The organism is Actinomadura physcomitrii (assembly GCF_008923205.2).
Classification (GTDB): domain Bacteria; phylum Actinomycetota; class Actinomycetes; order Streptosporangiales; family Streptosporangiaceae; genus Spirillospora; species Spirillospora physcomitrii.
On sequence record NZ_WBMS02000061.1, the window covers coordinates 25684 to 46677 of the forward strand.

At 68.0% G+C, this 20994-nt stretch carries 19 protein-coding genes and 1 pseudogene; 12 read left to right on the forward strand and 8 right to left on the reverse strand.

Annotated elements, in window-relative coordinates:
• Nucleotides 1-262: 262 nt before the first annotated feature.
• The 5 genes from F8568_RS47360 to F8568_RS47375 all read left to right on the forward strand — a co-directional run bounded on the left by F8568_RS47360 (nt 263) and on the right by F8568_RS47375 (nt 4810).
• On the forward strand, nt 263-676 hold the full coding sequence (locus tag F8568_RS47360; RefSeq protein WP_202126037.1) for a hypothetical protein: 414 nt from the start codon (nt 263-265) through the stop codon (nt 674-676).
• Entirely contained in the window at nt 673-1830 is a 1158-nt protein-coding gene (locus F8568_RS47365) for an enoyl-CoA hydratase-related protein (protein WP_202126038.1), read from the forward strand. Before F8568_RS47360 ends, F8568_RS47365 begins: the two co-directional genes overlap by 4 nt.
• Nucleotides 1831-1930: 100 nt before the next feature.
• The gene (locus F8568_RS43025; RefSeq protein ID WP_202126039.1) at nt 1931-3184 is read left to right on the forward strand and encodes an ISAs1 family transposase; all 1254 of its coding nucleotides are present in this window, start codon (nt 1931-1933) and stop codon (nt 3182-3184) included.
• Between the two features lie 446 nt (nt 3185-3630).
• Nucleotides 3631-4380 (forward strand): site-specific integrase, encoded by a 750-nt coding sequence (locus F8568_RS47370; protein WP_202126040.1) that lies wholly within the window; start codon nt 3631-3633, stop codon nt 4378-4380.
• Between the two features lie 178 nt (nt 4381-4558).
• On the forward strand, nt 4559-4810 hold the full coding sequence (locus tag F8568_RS47375; protein ID WP_202126041.1) for a tyrosine-type recombinase/integrase: 252 nt from the start codon (nt 4559-4561) through the stop codon (nt 4808-4810).
• Between the two features lie 411 nt (nt 4811-5221).
• On the opposite strand, the gene F8568_RS43035 is transcribed toward F8568_RS47375, so the two are convergent.
• The gene (locus F8568_RS43035; RefSeq protein WP_151599927.1) at nt 5222-6286 is read right to left on the reverse strand and encodes a nitrate- and nitrite sensing domain-containing protein; all 1065 of its coding nucleotides are present in this window, start codon (nt 6284-6286) and stop codon (nt 5222-5224) included.
• 442 nt (nt 6287-6728) lie between these two features.
• On the opposite strand from F8568_RS43035, the gene F8568_RS43040 reads away from it, so the two are divergent.
• The 3 genes and pseudogenes from F8568_RS43040 (at nt 6729) to F8568_RS51360 (ending at nt 7995) form a co-directional block, all read left to right on the forward strand.
• Nucleotides 6729-6938 (forward strand): hypothetical protein, encoded by a 210-nt coding sequence (locus F8568_RS43040; RefSeq protein ID WP_151599928.1) that lies wholly within the window; start codon nt 6729-6731, stop codon nt 6936-6938.
• Nucleotides 6939-7262: 324 nt separating this feature from the next.
• Nucleotides 7263-7607 (forward strand): annotated as a pseudogene (locus F8568_RS51355) (class I SAM-dependent methyltransferase); the annotation flags it as partial.
• A 70-nt stretch (nt 7608-7677) separates the two neighbouring features.
• A complete protein-coding gene (locus F8568_RS51360) occupies nt 7678-7995 on the forward strand; it encodes a ricin-type beta-trefoil lectin domain protein (protein ID WP_407924520.1) in 318 nt (105 codons plus the stop codon).
• A gap of 1494 nt (nt 7996-9489) precedes the next feature.
• On the opposite strand, the gene F8568_RS43050 is transcribed toward F8568_RS51360, so the two are convergent.
• From F8568_RS43050 to F8568_RS43080, 7 genes are all read right to left on the reverse strand, one after another.
• The gene (locus F8568_RS43050) at nt 9490-10386 is read right to left on the reverse strand and encodes an alpha/beta hydrolase (RefSeq protein WP_151599930.1); all 897 of its coding nucleotides are present in this window, start codon (nt 10384-10386) and stop codon (nt 9490-9492) included.
• A 196-nt stretch (nt 10387-10582) separates the two neighbouring features.
• Nucleotides 10583-11191 carry a TetR/AcrR family transcriptional regulator gene (locus F8568_RS43055; RefSeq protein ID WP_151599931.1) on the reverse strand — a complete coding sequence of 203 codons (609 nt, stop codon included), beginning with the start codon at nt 11189-11191 and terminating at the stop codon, nt 10583-10585.
• A 413-nt stretch (nt 11192-11604) separates the two neighbouring features.
• Nucleotides 11605-12534, reverse strand: a complete 930-nt coding sequence (locus F8568_RS43060; RefSeq protein ID WP_151599932.1) for an SDR family NAD(P)-dependent oxidoreductase — start codon at nt 12532-12534, stop codon at nt 11605-11607.
• Nucleotides 12510-12965 carry a MaoC/PaaZ C-terminal domain-containing protein gene (locus tag F8568_RS43065; RefSeq protein ID WP_151599933.1) on the reverse strand — a complete coding sequence of 152 codons (456 nt, stop codon included), beginning with the start codon at nt 12963-12965 and terminating at the stop codon, nt 12510-12512. Before F8568_RS43065 ends, F8568_RS43060 begins: the two co-directional genes overlap by 25 nt.
• A gap of 81 nt (nt 12966-13046) precedes the next feature.
• Nucleotides 13047-14084 carry an MBL fold metallo-hydrolase gene (locus tag F8568_RS43070; RefSeq protein ID WP_160573972.1) on the reverse strand — a complete coding sequence of 346 codons (1038 nt, stop codon included), beginning with the start codon at nt 14082-14084 and terminating at the stop codon, nt 13047-13049.
• Nucleotides 14085-14776: 692 nt separating this feature from the next.
• Nucleotides 14777-15433: a TetR/AcrR family transcriptional regulator gene (locus tag F8568_RS43075; protein WP_151599935.1), complete on the reverse strand. Its 657-nt coding sequence runs from the start codon at nt 15431-15433 to the stop codon at nt 14777-14779.
• 330 nt (nt 15434-15763) lie between these two features.
• Entirely contained in the window at nt 15764-16381 is a 618-nt protein-coding gene (locus F8568_RS43080) for a LysE family translocator (protein WP_151599936.1), read from the reverse strand.
• A gap of 133 nt (nt 16382-16514) precedes the next feature.
• On the opposite strand from F8568_RS43080, the gene F8568_RS43085 reads away from it, so the two are divergent.
• The 4 genes from F8568_RS43085 (at nt 16515) to F8568_RS43100 (ending at nt 20983) form a co-directional block, all read left to right on the forward strand.
• A complete protein-coding gene (locus tag F8568_RS43085; RefSeq protein WP_151599937.1) occupies nt 16515-16967 on the forward strand; it encodes an Lrp/AsnC family transcriptional regulator in 453 nt (150 codons plus the stop codon).
• A gap of 353 nt (nt 16968-17320) precedes the next feature.
• Complete coding sequence (locus tag F8568_RS43090; protein WP_202126042.1) at nt 17321-18805, forward strand: FadR/GntR family transcriptional regulator; 1485 nt, start codon at nt 17321-17323, stop codon at nt 18803-18805.
• 297 nt (nt 18806-19102) lie between these two features.
• A complete protein-coding gene (locus F8568_RS43095) occupies nt 19103-20095 on the forward strand; it encodes an aldo/keto reductase (RefSeq protein ID WP_151599939.1) in 993 nt (330 codons plus the stop codon).
• Between the two features lie 9 nt (nt 20096-20104).
• Nucleotides 20105-20983 carry an SDR family NAD(P)-dependent oxidoreductase gene (locus F8568_RS43100; RefSeq protein WP_151599940.1) on the forward strand — a complete coding sequence of 293 codons (879 nt, stop codon included), beginning with the start codon at nt 20105-20107 and terminating at the stop codon, nt 20981-20983.
• Nucleotides 20984-20994: the final 11 nt, after the last annotated feature.

Consider the following 20994-nt stretch of genomic DNA (forward strand, 5'->3'; position numbering starts at 1 on the left):
GTCTCACCGACGCTCCGAGCCAGTACGCCTTGTTCGAGAATGCGCGCCGTGCGCGGCTGGAACTCAGCTGCCAGAGCTACACGCAAGCGATGGGCGAACTGCTCGCCCCCCTCACCAACGTCGCCGCCACCAACCCGCACGCCTCGGCGCCGGTCCAGCGTCCGCCGAGGAACTGGCCACCGTCACCGAGAAGAACAGACTCATCGCCGACCCCTACACGCACTACATCGTCGCCCGAGAAAAGGTCAACCAGGGCGCGGCCGTGCCGCTGATGTCGGTCGCCACGGCCCAGATTCTCGGCATCCCGCAGGAAAAGTGGGTTTTCTTGCACGGCCACGCCGACCTGCGCGAACGCGATCTGATGGACCGCGAGGATCTCAGCCGCAGCCCCTCCTCGGTGACCGCTGCCCGGCACGCGCTGGAGGTCGCCGATGTCAGTGTGGACGACCTGGCCACCATTGACCTGTACAGCTGCTTCCCCATCCCGGTGTTCAACATCTGCGGCGGGCTGGGCCTGGATCCGGCCGACCCGCGCGGCCTGACCCTCACCGGAGGGCTGCCGTTCTTCGGCAGCGCGGGCAACAACTACTCCATGCACGCCATCGCCGAGACCGTCCACCGCTCGCGCGCCCTCCCTGCGCCTTCGGACTCGTCGACGCCAACAACGGAACCATGAGCAAGTACTCGGTCGGCGTCTACTCCACCACCCCCACCGAATGGCGCCCCGCCCGCAGCACCGACCTGCAAGCGGAGATCAGCTCCCTTGCCGCCCCCGAACAGGCTCTCCGGGCCGACGGCTGGGCCACGATCGAGACCTGGATGGTCAAGTACCACCGTAACGGCGCACTCACCGGCATCGTCATCGGCCGACTGGAGTCGGACGGACGGCGGTTCATCGCCCAGACCGCCGACGGCGACACCGAGCTGCTGCTCGACCGGCTCTCCACCGGCGACCCCGCGGAGACCCGTGTCTACGCGGGCTCCTTCGGGGTCGGCAATCGTGCCACCGTCTCCGACACCCGCATCGACCAGCTGTTCCCCGCGCGTCCGCCGGTGCTGCGGGACGACTATAAGCACATCCTGGTCCGCCGTGACGGGCACCTGCTGGAGATCACCATCAACCGGCCCGAGGTCCGCAACAGCCTGCACCCGGAGGCCAACGAGGAGCTCGACGAGATCTTCGACGCCTACTTCGCCGACCCCGACCTGTGGGTCGCGATCCTCACCGGTGCCGGCGACAAGGCGTTCTGCGCCGGGAACGACCTGGTCTACTCCGCCTCCGGCAAGCCGATGTGGGTGCCCAAGAACGGCTTCGCCGGACTCACCTCCCGCCGCCGGCTCCCCAAGCCGGTCATCGCCGCCGTCAACGGCTACGCGATGGGCGGCGGCTGCGAGATCGCGCTGGCCTGCCACCTCGTCGTCGCCGACACCACGGCGCGCTTCGCCCTGAGCGAGGTCAAGGTCGGCCTGGTCGCCGGAGCCGGCGGCCTGATCCGGCTCCCCAGGACCGTCCCGCCGAAGGTTGCCGCCGAGATGATCCTCACCGGCCGGCGCCTCTCGGCCGAAGAAGCGCGGGACTACGGGCTGGTCAACCGCGTGGTCGACGCCGGCACCGCGCTGGAGGGCGCCCGCGCGCTGGCGGCCGAGATCCTCGACGGCTCCCCCACCTCGGTCCGCCTTTCGCTGCAGGTCATGGCCGAGACCACCGCGGTAGCCGATCCCGTCGACGCCATCGAGGCGTCCTCCCCGGCCCTCGACGAACGCATGACCACCGAGGACGCCGTCGAAGGCCTGACCCAGGGCCCCGGAGTAGTGGAAGTCTCGGCCTGACTGTCCGGTTCTGACAGGGGTGGGCTGGGCTGGAGATGCGTGCAGGCACGACCTTCGTGATCATGAAGGTGTTGAAGCTCTCCGATCACATGAGAAGACCGTGCCTGCCCCCTCATCATCTCTGATCTCCGCTGTTCTTGGCGACCTGGCCGATCTGCCCGAAGCCGACCGTGATGCTCTGGCCAACAAGATTCCGCAGCTCATCGCCCACCTCGCGTGGGTGCCCGACCCGCGTGATCCTCGCGGGATACGGCATTCACTGACATCGCTTCCGGCCACGGCGGTCGCGGCCGTACTGACCGGAGCGACGTCGTTCACAGCGATCGGCGAGTGGGTCGCTGACTCGCCCGCCTCGGTCCTGGACGTGCTCGGCATCCGCTGCAACCTCTTCTTGCGTGTGCATGAGGTGCCGGACGAGGCGACCATCCGTGACCTGCTGGAGCGCGTGGACCCGGCGGCGCTCACCGCGGCGACCGGTGCCTGGCTGAACGACCTGACCAGGTTCGAGCCCACCGACCGCACCCGCGCCCGGGACCTGCGGCGGCCTCGGCGAGAACAAGTCGTGGTCGATGGCAAAGCGCTACGGGGCACACGACACCACACCGCCACCGGCCGAGCGCTGCACCTCCTGGCCGCCCGCACCAGCCGGGGAGCCGTCATCGCCCAGGCCGAGATCGGCGGCAAGACCAACGAGATCCCGGCGTTTGCGCCGCTGCCGCGCCCCCTGAACCTGGCCGACGTCGTGGTGACGGCAGATGCCCTGCACACCCAACGCGATCACGCGGTCTTCCTGGTCGAGGAGAAGAAGGCGCACTACATCCTCACGGTGAAGAAGAACCAGCCGTCACTGCACCGGCAACTCAAACAGCTGCCCTGGCGCAAGATCGAGACCGGGCACACCGAGACCCATCACGGACACGGCCGGACCGAACGCCGCTCCATCAAGGTCTGCGCGGTCGCCCAAGGACTGACCTTCCCGCACGCCGCCCAGGCCATCTGCGTCACCCGCCGGACCCGCCCCCGCCACGGCGGACGATGCAAGACCGTCACCGTCTTCGCCGTCACCAGCCTCGCCGCGCACCAGGCCGAACCCCAAGAACTCGCCGCCTGGATCCGCCGGCACTGGCAGATCGAGGCGCTGCACCACGTCAGGGATGTCACCTACCGCGAGGACGCCTCCCAGATCCGCGCCGGCCACGGGCCCGCGGCCATGGCCACTCTGCGCAACCTCGCCATCGGCATCCTGAAACTCTGCGGCTGGACCAACATCGCCGCCGCCAACCGCCACCACCAGCGAGACCCCCACCGCTGCCTCGCCACCCTCGGCCTCACAATCGGACATCACGATCGATAACACGAGAACGCCGGAGCCCTGGTCATCGGTGTCCAAGAACAGCCCGACAACCCCCGCCCCCGCCTGCGTCCGCGGTCGCTCCAGGGTGGCCACGGACGCCTGGAGCCAGCAGGCAAGCAAGGAGTTGCTGTGCGTGACGGCGCAGCAACTCAGCAAGGTGTCGGCACCGCGAACTGGGTCAGGACACATCCGGGCGTAGCAGTCGAGTTCGCACTGGTGGCGACAGGCATCTCCGACCGTGAGCCTTTACGTTGTAGATCAACATTTCCCCCGGGCGACACACCGCGCTGTGACGCTGGGTAAAGATTGCATTACTTTGTGCAGTAGCATGCTTGGTTCGCGTCGTCAAGAGCGCTGGCCGCTCTGGCGCGACACCGCGGGACCGTTCGCGGCTCGGATGCCCCGAATCGACCGCGACGTCCCTCAACGGACCGAGGAGGAGTTCATTGGCAAAGATCATGATTGGTAAGTACGAGGGGTCGATCTACGAGGAGGGTGACGGGTGGACCGGCGCCATCTCGCTCGGGTTCGCCTCGAACGGCAAGCGCAAGCGACTCAAGCGGAAGGGGAAGACCAAGACCGAGGTCCGCGACAAGCTCATCAAAGCAGCCAAGGAGCTCGAAGCCGGCGTCAAGACACTCGCGAACTACACGGTGGCCGACGCCGTCGAGGACTGGCTGACCAAGGGGCTCAAGGGCCGAGACGCCGGCACGGTCACGACCAACCGCATCCTCGCCGACAAGCACGTCATCCCCCTCATCGGCAAGGCCAAGCTCACGGAGCTGCGCGCCGACGACGTCGACGAGTGGCTCGACGGCCTCAGGGACAAGCTGTCCACCCGCACCCTGCAGAGCATCCATGCGATCCTCAAGCGCTCGATCCGACAGGCGCAGGCACGGGACCGGGTCACACGGAACGTGGCCGAGCTGGTCACCACGCCCAAGGGGAAGACCGGGCGGCCGAGCAAGGCGCTCACACTCCCCCAGGCCATGGCCGTCCTCGACGCAGCCAAGTCATCCCGGCTGCACGCCTACGTGGTGCTCAGCCTCATGGCCGGCATCCGCACCGAAGAAGCGCGAGCTCTTCAGTGGAATCACGTCGTCGCGTGGGACGAGGAGGCGGACGCCTGGCGGCCTGTCGGTGAGGCCGGCTTCGACCATGACAGGTTCGCTCTCTATGTCTGGCGGTCGGTGTGAAGACACGGTGACACCAAGACCAAGAAGTCTCGTCGGACTCTCGAGCTGCCTGCGCAGGCCGCGGAGGCTCTTCGCAAGCACCACACGCGGCAGGCCGTCCAGCGGCTCAGTGCCGAGCTCTGGCAGGACAACAACCTGGTCTTCTGCACGGGGGTCGGGACGGCGCTGGATGCCGCCAATGTGCGGCGCGGTCTTCCGGCGGATCACCTCGAAGGCCGGGATCGGGGAAGACTGGACTCCCCGGGAACTCCGTCACTCGTTCGTCTCGATCATGAGTGACAGCGGGGTGCCCCTGGAGACGATCGCCGACCTGGTCGGGCACGCGGGGACGGCCGTGACCGAGAAGGTGTACCGGCACCAGCTCAGGCCGGTCATCACCCAGGGAGCCGAGGCCATGAACACGGTCTTCGGTCGGAGCGAGTCGGCGTAGGTCTGGGAGCGGTGGCTCCCCGTTTGGCTCCCGGGCGGGCCTGAAGATCGAAAAAGGTCCCGGAATGATCTCCGAGACCCTTGCTGACCTGCTAAAACGGGGTGGGCGATACTGGGTTCGAACCAGTGACCTCTTCGGTGTGAACACGACCGATCATGCCCCGGCTACCCGGCCTTCCGGCATCGCCGCAGGTCAGGCACAGTTCTTTCACGCGATACAGCGCACGTCAAGGAAGATCAAGTCAGTTACGATCCCCCACGATTGACATCCCGGCCCCCATGGCAGACGTAGCGCTCAGTAGTCGTCCCCCCTCGGGCTCGCCGCCATGGCCAGCCCCGGCCCACCGCTCGGACCGCCACGCTGCGCGTCAACGCCCGTCAACCACAGCCACCGCCAGCGGGTTGCTGTCGATTACCCGACTGACGCACAGAGTCGTCTTTCCGGCGAGACGAACGAATTCCGATGTCCCAGTCGCTTTCCCCCGCCCATCCCGTGCGGAACTCTAGGCCGAGGCGGGTGGGAGGCAGCGGCAAGCAGGATGCCGTGCTCGATCGGCTCGATCCGCGTGCGGCGCAGCGCCTCGCCGCCCTTCTGCGCCACCTGCACCCACAACGGCGACAGAGTCGCGGTCGCCGAACGCCAGGCCTTCGGGTCCGGGAACGTTCTGTGCTCGACGACCCCGCTCTCCATGGCCAGGTAAGAGGCGAACGACGGGGAACCCGTCAGCTGCCGCAGGGGCGAGGCGATGTCCGGTTCGACGCCCTTGCCGCCGAGGTCGAAGTACTGCTCCCGAGCGCCCGCCCACCTGGCGAAAGCGGCCCGGTCGCCGGCGGTCAGGCGGCCGGCGCGCACACTGCTGAGCAGCTGGTCCTCGCGCTGCATGAAGTCGCCGGCCCAGTAGATCTGCAGGAGCGAGACCGCCTGCTGGTAGACACCGATGTCGTCGATGCTCGACAGCGTGGTCTCCAGCCGGTCGGTCGAGTCGATGACGCGGCTGTAGCCCTCGATCACCTCCAGCGGCGCCGTCCTGCCCGAGGCGATCTTCGGGCGCAGCGCGCGGAGGCCGTCGAGGGACGCGTTGAGCTCCTGCAGCCGCTGCGCCATCGCCCCCTTCAACGCGCCCGCCTTCAACGACAGCGTCTGGGACCGGAAGGCGCCGATGGACGCGTCGGTCTTCGGACCGGCGTCCCGGAAGGGCTTGAGGTCCTCGCCGCTCCGCGTCCTCAGCGCCGTCACGGCGGCGGCGCGCTCCGCCTGGACCGCGCCGATCATGGTGCCGGCGGGGCCGCCGACCCGGTCGTAGGCGGTGCCGAAGTCGAGCCGGTGCAGCGCGGAGGTCAGCGCCGTGACCGCGGAGAACGACCAGATCGCCACCAGCGAGGCCAGCGGGACGACCAGCAGCAGGCCGATCCGACGGCGGATGGGGCGCGTGCGCGGCCGGCCGTGGGAGCCATGGACGTGTTCGGGTTTCGCCACCGGTCCCTTCCTGCGGAGGAGGGGGTGCTCTCCTGCGGCCGCCCCTCAGCCGAGGAGGAGGCGGCCAGGGCGGATCCGCTGCACGAGGGGCGGCTACTCACGCCGTCCGGCGGTCCGAGACCGCGCAGCGAAGATTCATGTCGCAAGCCGCGAAAACACTATTCACGCCGCCAAAAATCGCAGTACCGGAACGGTCTCATCGCTACTTTGACCAGTAGTCCCGAGCGGCTCCGACGTCTTGCATCACCGGCAGACAGGAGGCGCCATCATTGCTTCGGAAGACCGGCCAAGGGCTCACGGCGGACTAACAACGGAACGCGCGGTCACGCTCCTCCGGAGGATCGACTCGGCGTCTGCGCGTTCCGCCCCGAGCCTTGCGTGACCGGGACGCACCGGTTGCGCCGTAGGGCATGTACGCGGCGACAAAAATCCTGTTCTGCACATGATGGACGCCCGCCTCACCCAGTTGCTATTTTATGTATCGGTTATCGCGATGGGACAGCAATCCGAAACGAGTGAGGTGCCTGTGAGCTATCTTATTGCCGGTATTCTCGGACTGGCCCTGGCCGTGGGTGGTGTCGTTACGGTCGTACACCAAGCGAACCAGAGCACACCCAAGTCCTCTGAACTCTACAATTACGGAAATCGCTGAAACTCTGCAACCTGGATCACTTTCGCCATTTTCGCCCGCGGACGTTGCTCCAGGCGGAACGGCCATCATGACGCCACCTGCCAGACGGGACTGGCCATGGGCTCTTACGGCCGAATACCGGGCGGCGAGTTCCGCACGTGCTCGCCGCCGTGACCCGTGGGGTTGCCTATGAATCGACCGGCAACCGGCGCGGACCTCCAGTGGAACCGCGCCGACCGGGCCCGCTCTACCGTCCAGGCCCACAACCCGACGCTGTTGCGGTGTGTCCGATTGCTCAGCGCCTTCCGGCGAGAACGAACCGACCCGGATTACTTCTACGAGTTGATGGCGCAGGACACAATCGCGCAGCTCCGCTCGTACACGTCCCTGGAGGGCGTGACCGCCATCGATGTGGAGACGGGCTTCGGCGAGTTCGCGCGCGCGATGACCGCGGCCGGAGCTCGCTGCACCGGCATCGACCACGACCTGAAAGAGCTGACGGCGCTCGGTCCCCCAGCGGCGAACGCGCTCGTCGCCAGCGCGCTGGACCTCCCGTTCCGAACGGGCTCCGTTGACGTGTGCTTTTCATCGAATGTCCTGGAGCACGTCTCCGACCCGTGGCGGATGGCCGATGAGATGGTCCGGGTGACGCGTCCGGACGGCATCGTGTTCCTAGCGTTCACCAATTGGCTCTCGCCCTGGGGCGGGCACGAGACGTCTCCTTGGCACTACCTGGGCGGAGAGCGAGCGGCCCGTCGCTATGCACGCCGTGTGGGACGCCCGCCGAAGAACCTCTACGGATGCAGCCTGCATCCGGTCTCGGTCTCAGCGGCGCTCGCCTGGGCCCGACGCAACGACGAGGTCGAGGTCCTGGACGCCATCCCTCGCTACCTTCCCCGGCCTCTGGACCTGCAACAACGGCCCAGAACAACAATGGCATCTGGACTCCGTCGGCATCATCTGGAACCCCAACGCCAACCGCTGCCTCGACGACCCCAGCGCCAGCACCACCCTGAAAACCCAACTGCAAACCTATGACTGCAACTACACCGACGCGCAGAACTGGATGGCACCCTGACCGCCCTCTCTCCTCGATGACCTGACCATAGGATCGGGTCGGCGCCGCTTGGCGGCGCCGACCGGCGTCGCCGAGCATGAGCAAGGCCCCGTCGGTCTTTCAGCCGATGACGTTGCCGCCGGCCAGGCGTATCGCAGCACCCTCGGTGAGCAGATCATTCGGGTTCACGGGCACCAACGGCCCCTACCGCCGTCGCACTCGGAAGCCTCGGGGATAGGTCCTACCGCGTAACCGAGCAGAGTGCGAGACGCGGAACAACCGGCCCCGCAGAAGGCGCGTTCGGATCTGATGGTGGAGGCAGGGTCGTGTTGGCGGATGCACGCAGCCAAGACTTCACGGACGGTGGCGCGGTCCCGAGAGGAGCCGGCAACCGATGCGCTGCACGTTCACGAGGTCTGTCAGCGACCGCATCCGTCCCGAGCGAGCCTGGGTGACCTCTTCGGGAATCGCGAAGCGGCTCCCCGATTGGCTCCCGAAACTACGAAGAGGTCAGCCGAAAACCGCTGAAGCCAACAACAAAACGTGCTCTGACCTGCGGGAACTTGGGGTGGGCGATACTGGGTTCGAATCAGCGACCTCTTCGGTGTGAAGCGATCAAGGGAAGTCGATCTAGGCCGATCCAAGTCGAACGGGGAGCCGCTGACTTGCAGAAACATCCTGACTAAGTCGCGGTGAGTCGATGGAGGCCTGAGGGCATTGGCTCCCGAAACTGGCTCCCGTGGCTCCCTCTGCCCAAGAACACCCTATGGAACAGCTTTCGGACCGACGCCCACCACGAACCATTGTCCTGGGGGTTGGGTTGACCGCGGGCGGTCACCGGATCGGCCTGATGCACGCGATCAATGGTGCGAGCGAGCCACCCGGCACCTGCGCGGCTGCAGCACCTGCAGGGCACTTGGAAAATCCGTGCTGCCGCGCCGCACCATCGTTGCTGTCGCGCCCCCGGTACCAACCGGTCCCTGGGGCGTCCACGCGGACACCGGCGCTCGACGTCGGCCGCCGCGGGCCTCTCGTCTTCGGCGGTCTGGCCGGCGCCGACCTCGCGGGTGCCGACCCGGGTCACCCTAAGTCGGCCGCTCTCACTCAGGATGCCGAACACACCGCGACCCGATTGCCCCTCAGCATTCTCGACAGGTGGGTAGCGACGGCATGGCTGTCAAACCGGTTTTGCTGCGACCACGCAGCACGGCGCGTCTGACCATGCACACCGGAAAGCCGCACGGATGGTCGACCGCCGAAACGCCGCCAGGCGCCTCGATCCGATGGCGGCACGAACGGTTCCGTCCCATGGGCACGAAGATCCGCCCCGTCTGCGACAGCGCCGCCCGGCTACGCGCTGCTAATCGGCGGCCTATATTCGCCTCTCGTTCGGCAACTGCAAGAGTCACCTGGCCTGGACTCGGCGCCGCTGTTCGAGCCGCCATGGACGGCGGCACGCACGGCGCACGCATGACCGGTGGCGGCTCCGACTCGGAGCGGTGCCAGCGCAGCCTCTTACCGGTTCAGTGAGCCGGATCGCGACGCGGCCTGCGCTTCTTTCCTGTACAGGTGCACCAGGCCACGGGTCACGGCGCCCGGCCATACGGTCGCGTGCTGTTCGTCGGGGATGACTTCGCTGCGGACGTCGACTTCCGGGCGGCCGCGCAGCCGTTCGGTGAAGGCGGCGAGGTCGGCGACCATGTTGAGTCCGGACAGCGAACGTCGCATCGCAGCAGGCATGACCGGCCAACTCCGGTCCGGGCTGTCCTCCCGCTCGCCCACGGCAAGGTAAACGTCACCGGCATCGCGGGTGACGAAGGGAGCTCGCCGGTCATCGAGCAGCAGGTGGTCGTCCCACCACAGCGACGGGCTCACCGCCAGGAACCTGCGGAACCCTTCCGGGCGGCGGACCAGCGCCCAGCAGGTGAACAGCCCGCCCAGGGAGAAGCCCGCGAGCCCCCGGTCGGCGGAGTCGAGCCCATGCGCCGGTTCGACACGAGGGGCGATCACCTCGCTGATGAGGTCGAGCATCGCGTCGGCGCCTCCTGTCCCGTGAGGCGTCCTGCCCTGGTGGTATCCGCCGGCCGCGCTGGTCGGCGTCAGGTCGCGCGCACGTCGGGCGGACAGCTCGTCGCGGTCTTCGATGGCCGGAGAGATGCCGACGATGGCCACGGGACGCAGCTGCCCCAAAGAGAAGGCCAGCGTGTTCTGCGCGATCTGCGCCGTGGTCAGAAACGTCAGGAAACCGTCGAGCAGATACAGCACGGGTAACGGGCCGGAATCCGCCCGTGAACCGGCTTGCGGAAGAGCCACGGAGACATCCCACCGGCCGGTCGGCGAGTCATCGGTGACCAGCGTGTACCGCACCGCACCCGGTAGCTCCACCGGACCGGTCGACCAGAATACGGCCATGGCAGCAGCACTACCACCGGATGGTCTCTTCAACACTTGTGATCGAGTAAGAAGGGGAATCCAATCTGAGTCTGCAACTCGCGGGCCGGTTGCGTCCCGCGCGGCGTAAGCGCGGCAACGAGAGATTTCCGCGGCGCTTGAGACGGTAGCCGCACCCGGCGCCGACAGTCCGAACCATGCGGGCTTGTGCCCAATTTCAGGGGGCGGCGTTTTCGGGGTGCTCGCGCAGCAGGTAGCAGCCCACCCTGATCTCGAATCGCGCCTCGGCGGCCGAGGAAACCCCCGCCAGCCACCGGCCCGCAGCGGCAACGAAGACGTCGATCACGATCCGGAGCCGGCGGCGCAGCTCGCCATCGACCGGACCGCCCGCCATCGCGACATGCTCGATCACCTGAAGGTGGAGCTGCTGGGTCTGCAAGATGATCGGTGCGTACTCGGGCCGGGTGTCGCCCAGCACTCTGTTCAAGGCGGTCGTGAGCCGCTGGTCGCGCTGTGCTGCGCGGAACTCGCGGAGCAGGTGGTTGGCGACGCGTTCCTGAACCGTGGTTCCTTGTGGCGTCTCACTACGGACGCGCCGCAGGGCGTTCTCGTATCTGCTCTGCGAGATCGCTAGAAGCAGGTGGTCTTTGGACGGGAAGTATCGGTAGAGCGTGGCCAGTGAAACAGCCGCGCGCTCGGCGAGCTCCTTCATTTGCAGCGCATCCTCGCCCCCGCCGGCCAACATCGCTGTGGCCGCCTGGAGCATGCGCTGGTAGCGGTCGTGCTGCGAAGGAGTCACAGGGGCCGGGAGCGTCGTGGGGGTCATCGCCTTTCGCACGTGTCCGTGTTCCTCGTCCAGAAGAGATTCTTGTCCTGGGCTCAAGGATCGCACGCATGTGTGTCTAGACCGTGGTAGGCCGTGGGCACTGACCGGGGCGGCCTTGGGTGCGCGCAGTGCGACAGTTCTCTCGTGCGGGCTAAGGCCACGCGCCGGTTGGCGAATCCGACCTGGGGTGTCGGCGAGGTTCACCGGCACGCCATGTACGGCCCGGTCGACCACGCTCGGCTCGCCGGCCTCTGCATGATCGAAAAACCCTGCTCGCGGCTCAGCAGCCCGCTCGACCTTGCCGTCGAGCGGGCTGCACGGGATGCCGAGCCCAGTCCTGATCTCCCCGCATCCTGGCCCGGGGGACGCGTGCGCTTGTTCATCCAGCAGATGTCGCCTGGCTCAACAGAACCTCAATCGGTGCTGAGCTGGCTGGCGAAGAGGCTGCGCGGCAGGCCGTTGGCCGCCGGGCGGAAGCTGCCCTCGATCGCCGTGGCGAGCCGGTCGTACTCCCACGGCGCGGGGGCGCTGAGCTGCCTGATGATCTGCGGGTTCTCATACAGGCCCACCTCGAACCCGGCGGATGAGATCACCCGTCCGGTCAGCCAGTCCGACCGCTCGCTGGCGAGGTACAGAGCGACCGGCGCGATGTTGTCCGGGGACCTCTGCAGGTCCCCGTCCGAGGGACGTTCCTCGTGCTGCACCCGCTTGTCCGACGGCACGGTGGCGGTCAGCCGGGTGGCCGCGCCGGGGGCGATCGCGTTGGCGGTGACGCCATAGCGAGCCAGGCCTTGGGCCAGGGAGTAGGTGAGGCCGACGATGCCCATCTTGGCCGCCGCGTAATTCGGCTGGCCCGGCGAGCCGTCGAGGCCGGACACTGAGGTGAAGTTGATGACACGGTAGTGGCCCCCGGGGTTGCGCTGCTCGCGCCAGTAGGCGGAGGCCGGGCGGACCGTGGAGTAGTGCCCCTTCAAGTGGACCCTGATCACCTCGTCCCAGTCCTGCTCGGTCAGGTTGAAGATCATCCGGTCGCGGAGGATTCCGGCCACGTTGACGACGATGTCCAGCTTGCCGAACTGCTCCACGGCGGTGCGTACGAGCCGCTCGCCGGTTGCGACGTCGCCGATGTCGCCACCGTCCGCGATGGCCGTGCCGCCGCCGGCGGCGATCTCCTCGGCGATCTGCTTCGCCGGCCCTTCCCCACCACCGGTACCGTCTGGCGCGCTGCCGAGGTCGTTGATGACCAGCGACGCGCCCTCTGCTGCGAACAGTCGGCTGATCGACGCGCCGATACCGCGCGCGCCGCCCGTGATGATGGCTACCCGTCCGTCGATGACGCCCATGTGCTGTCCCTCTTTCCCGTGTTCGTGGTGAGTGTCGGTCGGCTGACTCGTGCAGGCGGCCCCGGTCTGGGACCGGCGTACCGTTGCTCGTGGTTCGATCTACGCGGCTTTTCCGTCGGCCAGATGGAGATCGTAAGTTTGTCGCCGGGGATCACCGGCCGAGTGAACCGGCCTTTCGTCGACAGGAACCGAGCCGGATCAGCCCCGCGGACAGTGTGCAGCGGCGCTCGTCTGCCATTGCCGTATGAGCACACTCCGTGCAGTATCGGCCGTGGGAAGTTGCCCGCGAGGTCGGAGTGCAGTGGGTTCCGGCCACCGGCGAGTCGGTAGAGGAGCGCGAGTGCGGCGCCGCCCTTGTCGAAGATCCCGATAGGGCGCGACACCGTCCAGGATGAGCCCGCCATCTGCAACACGCATGCACATTGCGCCATTGCACGCTCCGGAGGAGATTGCACCGTCGAGCCTCATACTGACAGTCGATTGCCAAACTGGTTTCTCGTCTTGTTAGGCTTTCAGGCCGACCGGGGCAGTGACTGCCACAGTCCGACTCCGCTCACAGTGGCGCACGTGACCGTTCCTAGTGACTGCAGGTGCCGCAAGTGGGCGACGACTTCGCCCAGTGCCGCTTGATGCTGGACGGCGGACAGTTGGCTCCACTGGCGGGACCACGTCACCCGCCTGGCCACCTGCCAGGCCGTATGCCGGCCGGGAGCGGAACCGACGATGACCGCCGCTTCCTCCAGCCGCTCGATGTGATGGTCCCTGAGGTCGTCAAGTCGGGCGTCCAGTCCGGCGAACCGGTACTCATGAGCGGGAAGCACCTCCTTCGCCGCTGTCTTGCGCAGTTCCTTCAGCGACTCCAGGTAGTCGGCGAGCGGGTCGGAGTCCGGGTGGGAGGCGGAGATGTTGGGTGTGATGCGCGGCAGCACGTGATCACCGGTGAGCAGCAGGTCGTGCGTCTCGTCGTGGAAGCAGAGGTGACCGGGCGAGTGGCCGGGCGTCCAGACCGCACGCAGCCGCACTCCCGGCACGTCGACCAGGTCACCGTGCGCGAGCAACCGGTCGGCCCTGGCCATCGCCGCGGCGGCGCCGCCGTAACCGTCGGCCGTCATCCACCTGATGTGCTCCTCGGGGGAGCCGCACCAGCGCATGTAATGGGCGGTGGAGTCGTTCCAGTCCGGGCGGGCGAACCTGGCGAGTTGCGCGTCCTCGTGTTCGTGCATGCCGATCCAGGCGCCGGACTGACCGCGCACCGCATCAGACAGGCCGTGGTGGTCAGGGTGCACGTGCGTAACGAGCACGGCGGTCACCGCGCTCAGCGGAACCGAGCAGGCGGCAAGACCTTCTGTCAATGCCTGCCAGCTCACGGGGGCATTCCACCCCGGGTCCACGAGGACGAACCCGGAGGCATGCTCGATCAGATAGCTCAGCACGTACCGCAGCGGGCTGCCCGGAATGGGCACGGGAATCGACCAGACGCCGGGAACGACCCGTTCCACCGGCGGAATCTCCGTGCGCAGCCAGGCCTCCCGCTGCAGCGTCCCGGTCACCCGCATCCGTGGAGCCTCCCCACCTTCAGAGTCTGATGACACCCGCACCCTCCCGTGGTTCACTCACTCAAAAAAGCATAACCGACTCTCATTCCTGTCAGCCGTGCCGGGGTCGGCGATGAGCCCTGCACTGTCGGATCGGGGCGGTACGAGCGATCGATCCAGAGGCAGATTTCCGTAACCACGTCCGAGCCGCGGGGAGCAGGTCTCCGCGAAGCGATGGAGCGGCGACAGCTCGGCCGGCGGCCATCGGCAGCATTACGCGCGCCGCGACGAGCCCGGCCTCGTCGGCCGCCTCGCAGTTGGCGCGCTGGAAGCTAGTGGGACTCCATACACGCAGACACTCCATGCAGCCCGTCAAGCAGCCGCTTGGCGAGGAGGCAGTGCTCGGACACGATCCGGGAGCCTGGTGGTTCGGCGGCCAAGCTGACCCGCGCCGGATTGGGCGTCTTGGGTTCTCTTCTGGACGCCGAGGTGACCCGCGCGGCGGTTGTCGGCTCCGACGGTGGGGAGGGCAAGGCGGCCATCACGGCGATCGGTGGCGCTCCAGGCGAAACGTTCGCCGGCGCGCCAACGAAGCTCAGGTGGGGACATCATCAGCGAGAGTGCACCCGGTCGACTCGACGACCCCGGGTGTCGATCGCGACGCACCGATTAACCGGTTGCGCGTGGAAATCCTGAGGAAGAGCGTTCTATCTCCCGCGCGTGAGCGCGGGATCGGGTGCCACCCGCTCTAGCTCGGCATCGATGACGTCGTCGGAGAGTTCAAGCAGCCGGCAACCGATCTCGATCTGCGCCTCCACGTCGGTGACGGAATAGAGGCCGGCCAACCAGCGCCGCGTCGCCATGCCGGAAATGTCAAGGACGACGGTCAGTAGCTTCTCCTGCTGCTCGCTCAGCCTGCCTCCGCCTGCGGCGACATGACGTACGACCTGCATGTGCGTGTGCTCGACCGCCTCGATGATCGCGCTGTGACTTCGCCTGCCGCCTGCCAGCGCGGCTGCCAGCGCGGCGGTGAGGCGTTGGCTCCGCTGCTGGGCGAGGAACTCCCGCTTCAGGTAGGCGGCTACTCGCTCGCGGGGCGTGTCACCCGGCGGAACCTCCGCGGACACCTGGCGGGCGGCCGCCTGGCACTTGGAGAGCGCCACGACGAGCAGCAAGTGATCCCTTGAGGGAAAGTACCGGTAGAGCGTCGACAGCGACACCTCCGCCCGCTGCGCCAGGTCCTTCATCTGCACGGCCTCCTGCCCCTCTTCGGACAGGATCTCGATCGCGGCAGCGATCACTCGGTCATACCGGGCCTGCCGCGCCGGCGTCTCCACAACCGTCGGCAGATCCTCCTGGCTCATGTCGCCAATGTAGCCGAGCGACCTGGCGATTCATCGCGCGCCAGCGAAGCTGGAGACAGGCATCAAGGAGACAGGTTCTCGCCGCTACACGCCTGTCGGAAGTCGCTGAGAATCCACCGCGCGTTTTGCCGGGCCGCGCTGTTCAGGTCATGGCCCAGGCGCTGGGCGTGGCATGGAAGTCGGCGGAGATCAACCGGACACGGGTAGCAGCACTTCCCGGGTCAGGTCGGACAGCCTCTGCAGCCCGCCCAGGACGGCATCTGGTCGTTCCGAAGGGCGCAGCCCGTGAACGAGGGCCTGCTGGAGTCTCCTAACCAGTTGGGGGCTCATTTATGTGATCAGCTTTTCCAGGAGCAGCAATGCGCCGATCCCGACCATCGCCAGGCCGGAGACGCGGGTCACCGCCCGTGCGGCCGTGGGGCGCGCGGCCAAGACCACGCGCGCCCCCGTACCGACCCCGGTGTAGACGACGGCGCAACTGGCCACATGGACCAGCCCCAGCGCCGTGATCTGCATCGCCGCAGGCCAGGCCGCGTCCGGATCGGTGAACTGCGGCAACAGCGCCAAGAACAGCAGGAACACCTTGGGGTTGAGCCCGCTGACCCCGGCTCCCTTCGCCGCCTGCCGCACCCAGGATCCGGCCGCTTCTTCCGCGCCTGTCCGCAGCTGTGCGGGGCGGGTGATCGCGCCGATCCCGAGCCACACCAGATACGCCGCGCCCACCACCGTCAGCGCGGTCAGGACCGACGGTGAGCGCTCCACCAACGCGGCGACGCCTGCGGCCACCACCATGGTGGCCGCCAGATGCCCGGCCAGCATCCCGCCCACCGCCGGCAGCACCGTGCGATGCCGCAGCCCCGCCGCGATCGCGTACGCCCAATCCGCCCCCGGTGTCAGCACGAACAGCAAAGACACCGACCAGAACGCGGCGACGGCGCCGATCGCCATGACCTCGCACCCCCTTCGCACATCCAGGACTCAGCGGATCTGACGTCCCGAGAGGGAAAATTAGTGGCTTTTGACGGAAATGTGCTTCCAAGTTCTTCCCCGCATGCGGCCGGTATGGGGAAGGATCTGCCTCATGGACGACGTAGACCGCGCAATCCTTGCCGAGCTCCAGCGGGACGGCCGCCTCACCGTCACCGAACTCGCCGAGCGGGTTCGTCTCAGCCTCTCGCCCTGCCACCGCCGGTTGCGCGCCCTTGAGCGCTCCGGCGCGATCAGCGGCTACCACGCGCGCCTCGACCCCGCCGTCCTCGGCCTCACCTTCGAAGCCCTCGTCTTCGTCACCATGCGCGGCGCGGACCGTGACACCATCGCCGCCTTCGAACAGGCCGTCGCCGACATCCCCCACGTCCTGCAGGCCCAGCGCCTCTTCGGCGATCCCGACTACCTCCTACGCGTCGTCATCCGCGACCAGCCCGCCTTCCAACAGCTCTACGACGAGCGCCTTTCCACACTCCCCGGCGTCCAGCGCCTCACCTCAACGCTCATCATGAAAAGCGTCGTGGAGAACCGTCCTCTCCCTCTATGAGCCGGCCGGCACCGCCCGTCCGGCGCTCGGGACGAGAGCCGATGTCGAAGCCGATCATGTCGGCGCAGCAGCACAGAGGACCGTTGCGCCCGTGCACCGCTCAGGTGCGGGCCCGCCGCTCGCCTCATGGAAGGCGTCACGACGGGCATTGAGTGCATTCTTAACGGAGCATGTCACTCAGTGCTCTAAGTTCCGTGCATTTGCTCCCGTCCGCGTGGATCAGCCCGATGACCGGGAGAACAGGGGACGGTTGGGAGATCACTTTTCGGCGCTATGTGTCGCGCAGAGCGCGTTGGGCGGCTGAACGAAAGCGTCTCCTATACTTGGTTGGCCGGAAGCGGAGGGAGCGCCACGTGACAGCGAAGGCCGGCAGGCCGGCGCCGTCGGCGGCCCGGGACGTCAACAGCCGCGGCAGGCCGCACGAGGTGAAGCTCGCGCGGCGGGTGGCGCGCCGGCTCGAGCAGGAACTCCTGGAGGCCGCCCCGCCCGTCGGCACGGTCTACGCCTCCGAGAGCGAACTCCTCGAGCGTTTCGGCGTGAGCCCCGCCGTGCTCCGCGAGGCGATCCGGCTGGTGGAGCACCACGGTCTCGCTCTCATGCGGCGCGGGCCGTACGGCGGTCTCATCGTCCAGGCCCCCGACGCGCGGCCGCTGACGAACGCCGTCGTGGTCTACCTCGAGCACATCGGGACCACGATCGAGGACCTGCTCGGGGTGCGGAAGCTCATCGAACCCCTGGCCGCCAGGCTCGCCGCTCAGAACCTCACCGAAGAGCACATCGAAGACCTGCGGGCCGCCCTGGCCGAGGAGCGCTCCCGCGGCGACCTGAGCCAGGGCATGCGGAACGTCATGCACGTCCTCGTCGGCCGGATCGGCGGCAACCGGGTCCTCGGGCTGTTCGTCGACGTGCTGGTGCAGCTGACGGAGCGCTACGCCCGGATCCCCCCTCCGCCCGGCGAGGACGCCGTCAAGGAGCTGACCGCGGCGTCGGACCATGCCCACGAGCGGATCACCGACGCGATCGTCGGCCGCAACGCGATGCTGGCCGAACACCGGACCGTCCGGCATCTCGACGCGATGCGCGAGTGGCTCCTGTCGACTCGGCAGGAGCCCATCCGCAGCCGTCCCGTCGGGTCCGAGGACGAGCTTCAGGTGGGGCACGGCAAGCAGAAGCTCGCCGAAGCCGTCGCGCGCAGGCTGATGGCCGAGATCGCGGCCAGCGGCAAGGGCGTCGGGGAGATCTACGGCTCGGAGGCCGCCCTCCAGGCGCGTTTCGACGTCAGCCGGGCGGTGTTCCGGGAGGCCGTCCGGCTGCTGGAGTTCCACTCGGTGGCCCGCATGCGCAGGGGGCCGAACGGCGGGCTCGTCATCACCCGGCCCGACCCGTCGGCGAGCGCCGAGGCGATGGCGGTCTATCTGAAGTACGAGCGGGTCGACGCCGGGGAGCTGCGGACCGTCCGCGACGTCATCGAGCTCGGCGTGCTGGAGACGCTGAACGAGCGGCTCGACCCCGCGCTGGCCCAGCGGCTGCGCGAGGCGAACCGGGTCCGGTCGGACACCCCCGGCGACGAGGTCGCCGATCTGTCCTTCGACTTCCACATCAGGCTCGCCGAGCTGACCGGCAACCCTGTCCTCGTCCTGTTCCTGCACATCCTTTTCGCGGTGTGGAAGGACCACGCGACCGGCCAGGTGAGTTCGGAGTCCGAGCGGGCGGAGGCCACCGCGATGGTCGCCCACGTGCACGACCGGATCCTGGAGGCGGTCCTCGCTGGCGACCTGCCGCTCGCCCGCCATCGGATGCACCGGCATCTCGAGGCTCTCGACGCCTGGTGGCACTGAGCACGGCTCTGCGGGCGGTGTCGGAGGGCGCCGCCCCATGTGTCAGCAGCGGACGGAAGAAGTCTCGCGTCTCTCCGGCGAGCGGCTCTGGTGTCTCGAGCGCCGGAAAGTGCCCGCCGACCGGGGTCTCGGTCGAGCGCCGGACGAGAAGGGCCCCGACTGCGGCCGTCGTCATCTCTCGCCTTCCTCCGTCCCGCCTGGGGCACGCTGGAGTCTCCAGAGGGGGCTTCCGCCGACGGGCAACCAAATGAGTATTATTTAGAAATTATCTCCGAGTCCGTGAGGGCGGAGGAACGTATGGAGCACGTGCGACTCGGGCGAACCGGGTTGAAGGTGTCGCGGCTCTGCCTCGGCACGATGACGTTCGGCCTGCAGTGCGACGAGGACGCCTCGCGCGCGATCCTCGACCGGGCGGCCGAGGGCGGCGTCACGTTCATCGACACCGCCGACGTCTACCCGCTGGGGGGCTCGCTGGAAACGGTCGGCCGTACCGAGGAGATTCTCGGACGGTGGCTGGCCGGGCGCCGGGACCGCTTCGTCGTCGCCACCAAGTGCGTCGGCCCGACCGGCCCTGCCCCGTGGGACAGGGGCGCGAGCAGGCGCCACATCCTGGACGCCGTGGACGCCTCGCTGCGCCGGTTGAACACCGACTACATCGACCTCTATCAGTTGCACGGCCGCGACCCCGACACGCCCATCGACGAGACGCTGGAAGCACTCGACCATCTGGTGCGTTCGGGCAAGGTCCGCTACGTCGGGTGCTCGAACTTCCTGGCCTACCAGGTGGCCCGGGCCATCGGTCGCAGCGAGGCCCGCGGCCTGATCCGCTTCGACAGCGTCCAGCCTCGGCACAACCTGCTCTTCCGGCAGTTCGAGCGGGAACTCTTCCCCCTGTGCCGCGAAGAGGGGCTCGGCCTGATCCCCTACAACCCCCTGGCCGGCGGGTTGCTGTCGGGCAAGTACGACCGCACTCGCCCGCCTCCTGAGACCGGCCGGTTCTCGCTCGGCACAGCCGCGGACGTCTACCGCAGGCGCTACTGGAACGACCATCTCTTCGATACCGTCGACACCCTCGCCGGCGTCGCCGACGAAGCCGGCCTGGCGCTGCCGACGCTCGCCGTCGCGTGGTCGATGGCGACACCCGGTGTCACCGCGCCCATCATCGGAGCAAGCCGTCCCGACCAGCTCGACGCGACGCTCGCGGCGGCCGACACCACGCTCGACGGAAGCCTTCTCGAACGGCTCAACGAGCTCACCCTCCCCTACCGGACCGGCGATGCGAAGCGATGAGGAGTCCTCATGCGTGATCTGAAGGGCAAGGTGGCGGTGGTCACCGGGGCCGCCGAGGGGATCGGTGCCGGCATCGCGCGTGCGCTGGCCGCGCACGGCGCCCATGTCGTCATCGCCGACATCAACGCTCAGGGCGCCGAAGCGCTGGCCGATGAACTGGCGGCCGCCGACGTGCGGACCTTGGGCCTGCACTGCGACGTCAGCGACCGAACCGCCGTGGAGGCTCTCGCCGACCAGGCGTTCGACGCCTTCGGCCATGTGGACATCGTGGTCAACAACGCCGGCGTGCTGCCACCGATCAAGCGCGTGGTCGACATCGACGAGCGCGACGCCCGCTGGGTGCTGGAGGTCAATGTCCTAGGCGTCTTGCACGGCTGCTCGGTCTTCGGCAGGCGCTTCGTCGAGCAGGGGTCGCCCGCGCACATCCTCAACACCGGCTCGGAGAACAGCCTCGGCCTGCCGCACACGGGCGCCGGGATGTACACCGCCAGCAAGCACGCCGTCCTCGGCCTCTCCGACGTCCTGCGCAACGAACTGCCCGACCACATCGGCGTCAGCGTCCTGTGCCCCGGTATGGTCGCCACCCGCCTCGCCGGCAACGTCCGCAACCGTCCCGAACGCTTCGGCGGCGCGATCACTCCTGCCCGCGACGGCGCGCAGCACGGCATGGATCCCGACGAGGTCGGCCGCCGAGCGGTGGAGGGCATCCGGCGGGGCGACTTCTACATCGTCACCCATCCGCCGGTCATCGAGCTCGCGAAGGAACGCTGGCTGGAGATCTCCGCCGCGTTCGCCGCCCAGGCGCCGCGTTTCGAGGGCGACGAGTCCCTCGACACGCGCGCCCAAATCCGCCGGTTGCGGAGACCGTCGGCCACGAATCCCGGGTGACCCGCGTGGGC

Bases quoted from the DNA above. Each gene is read 5' to 3' on its own strand.
- F8568_RS47365 (WP_202126038.1), top strand. From the start codon at position 673: ATGAGCAAGTACTCGGTCGGCGTCTACTCCACCACCCCCACCGAATGG.
- F8568_RS47375 (WP_202126041.1), top strand. From the start codon at position 4,559: ATGTGCGGCGCGGTCTTCCGGCGGATCACCTCGAAGGCCGGGATCGGG.
- F8568_RS43040 (WP_151599928.1), top strand. From the start codon at position 6,729: ATGATGGACGCCCGCCTCACCCAGTTGCTATTTTATGTATCGGTTATC.
- F8568_RS51360 (WP_407924520.1), top strand. From the start codon at position 7,678: ATGCACGCCGTGTGGGACGCCCGCCGAAGAACCTCTACGGATGCAGCC.
- F8568_RS43050 (WP_151599930.1), bottom strand. From the start codon at position 10,386: ATGGCCGTATTCTGGTCGACCGGTCCGGTGGAGCTACCGGGTGCGGTG.
- F8568_RS43055 (WP_151599931.1), bottom strand. From the start codon at position 11,191: ATGACCCCCACGACGCTCCCGGCCCCTGTGACTCCTTCGCAGCACGAC.
- F8568_RS43060 (WP_151599932.1), bottom strand. From the start codon at position 12,534: ATGGGCGTCATCGACGGACGGGTAGCCATCATCACGGGCGGCGCGCGC.
- F8568_RS43065 (WP_151599933.1), bottom strand. From the start codon at position 12,965: ATGGCGCAATGTGCATGCGTGTTGCAGATGGCGGGCTCATCCTGGACG.
- F8568_RS43075 (WP_151599935.1), bottom strand. From the start codon at position 15,433: ATGAGCCAGGAGGATCTGCCGACGGTTGTGGAGACGCCGGCGCGGCAG.
- F8568_RS43080 (WP_151599936.1), bottom strand. From the start codon at position 16,381: ATGGCGATCGGCGCCGTCGCCGCGTTCTGGTCGGTGTCTTTGCTGTTC.
- F8568_RS43085 (WP_151599937.1), top strand. From the start codon at position 16,515: ATGGACGACGTAGACCGCGCAATCCTTGCCGAGCTCCAGCGGGACGGC.
- F8568_RS43095 (WP_151599939.1), top strand. From the start codon at position 19,103: ATGGAGCACGTGCGACTCGGGCGAACCGGGTTGAAGGTGTCGCGGCTC.
- F8568_RS43100 (WP_151599940.1), top strand. From the start codon at position 20,105: ATGCGTGATCTGAAGGGCAAGGTGGCGGTGGTCACCGGGGCCGCCGAG.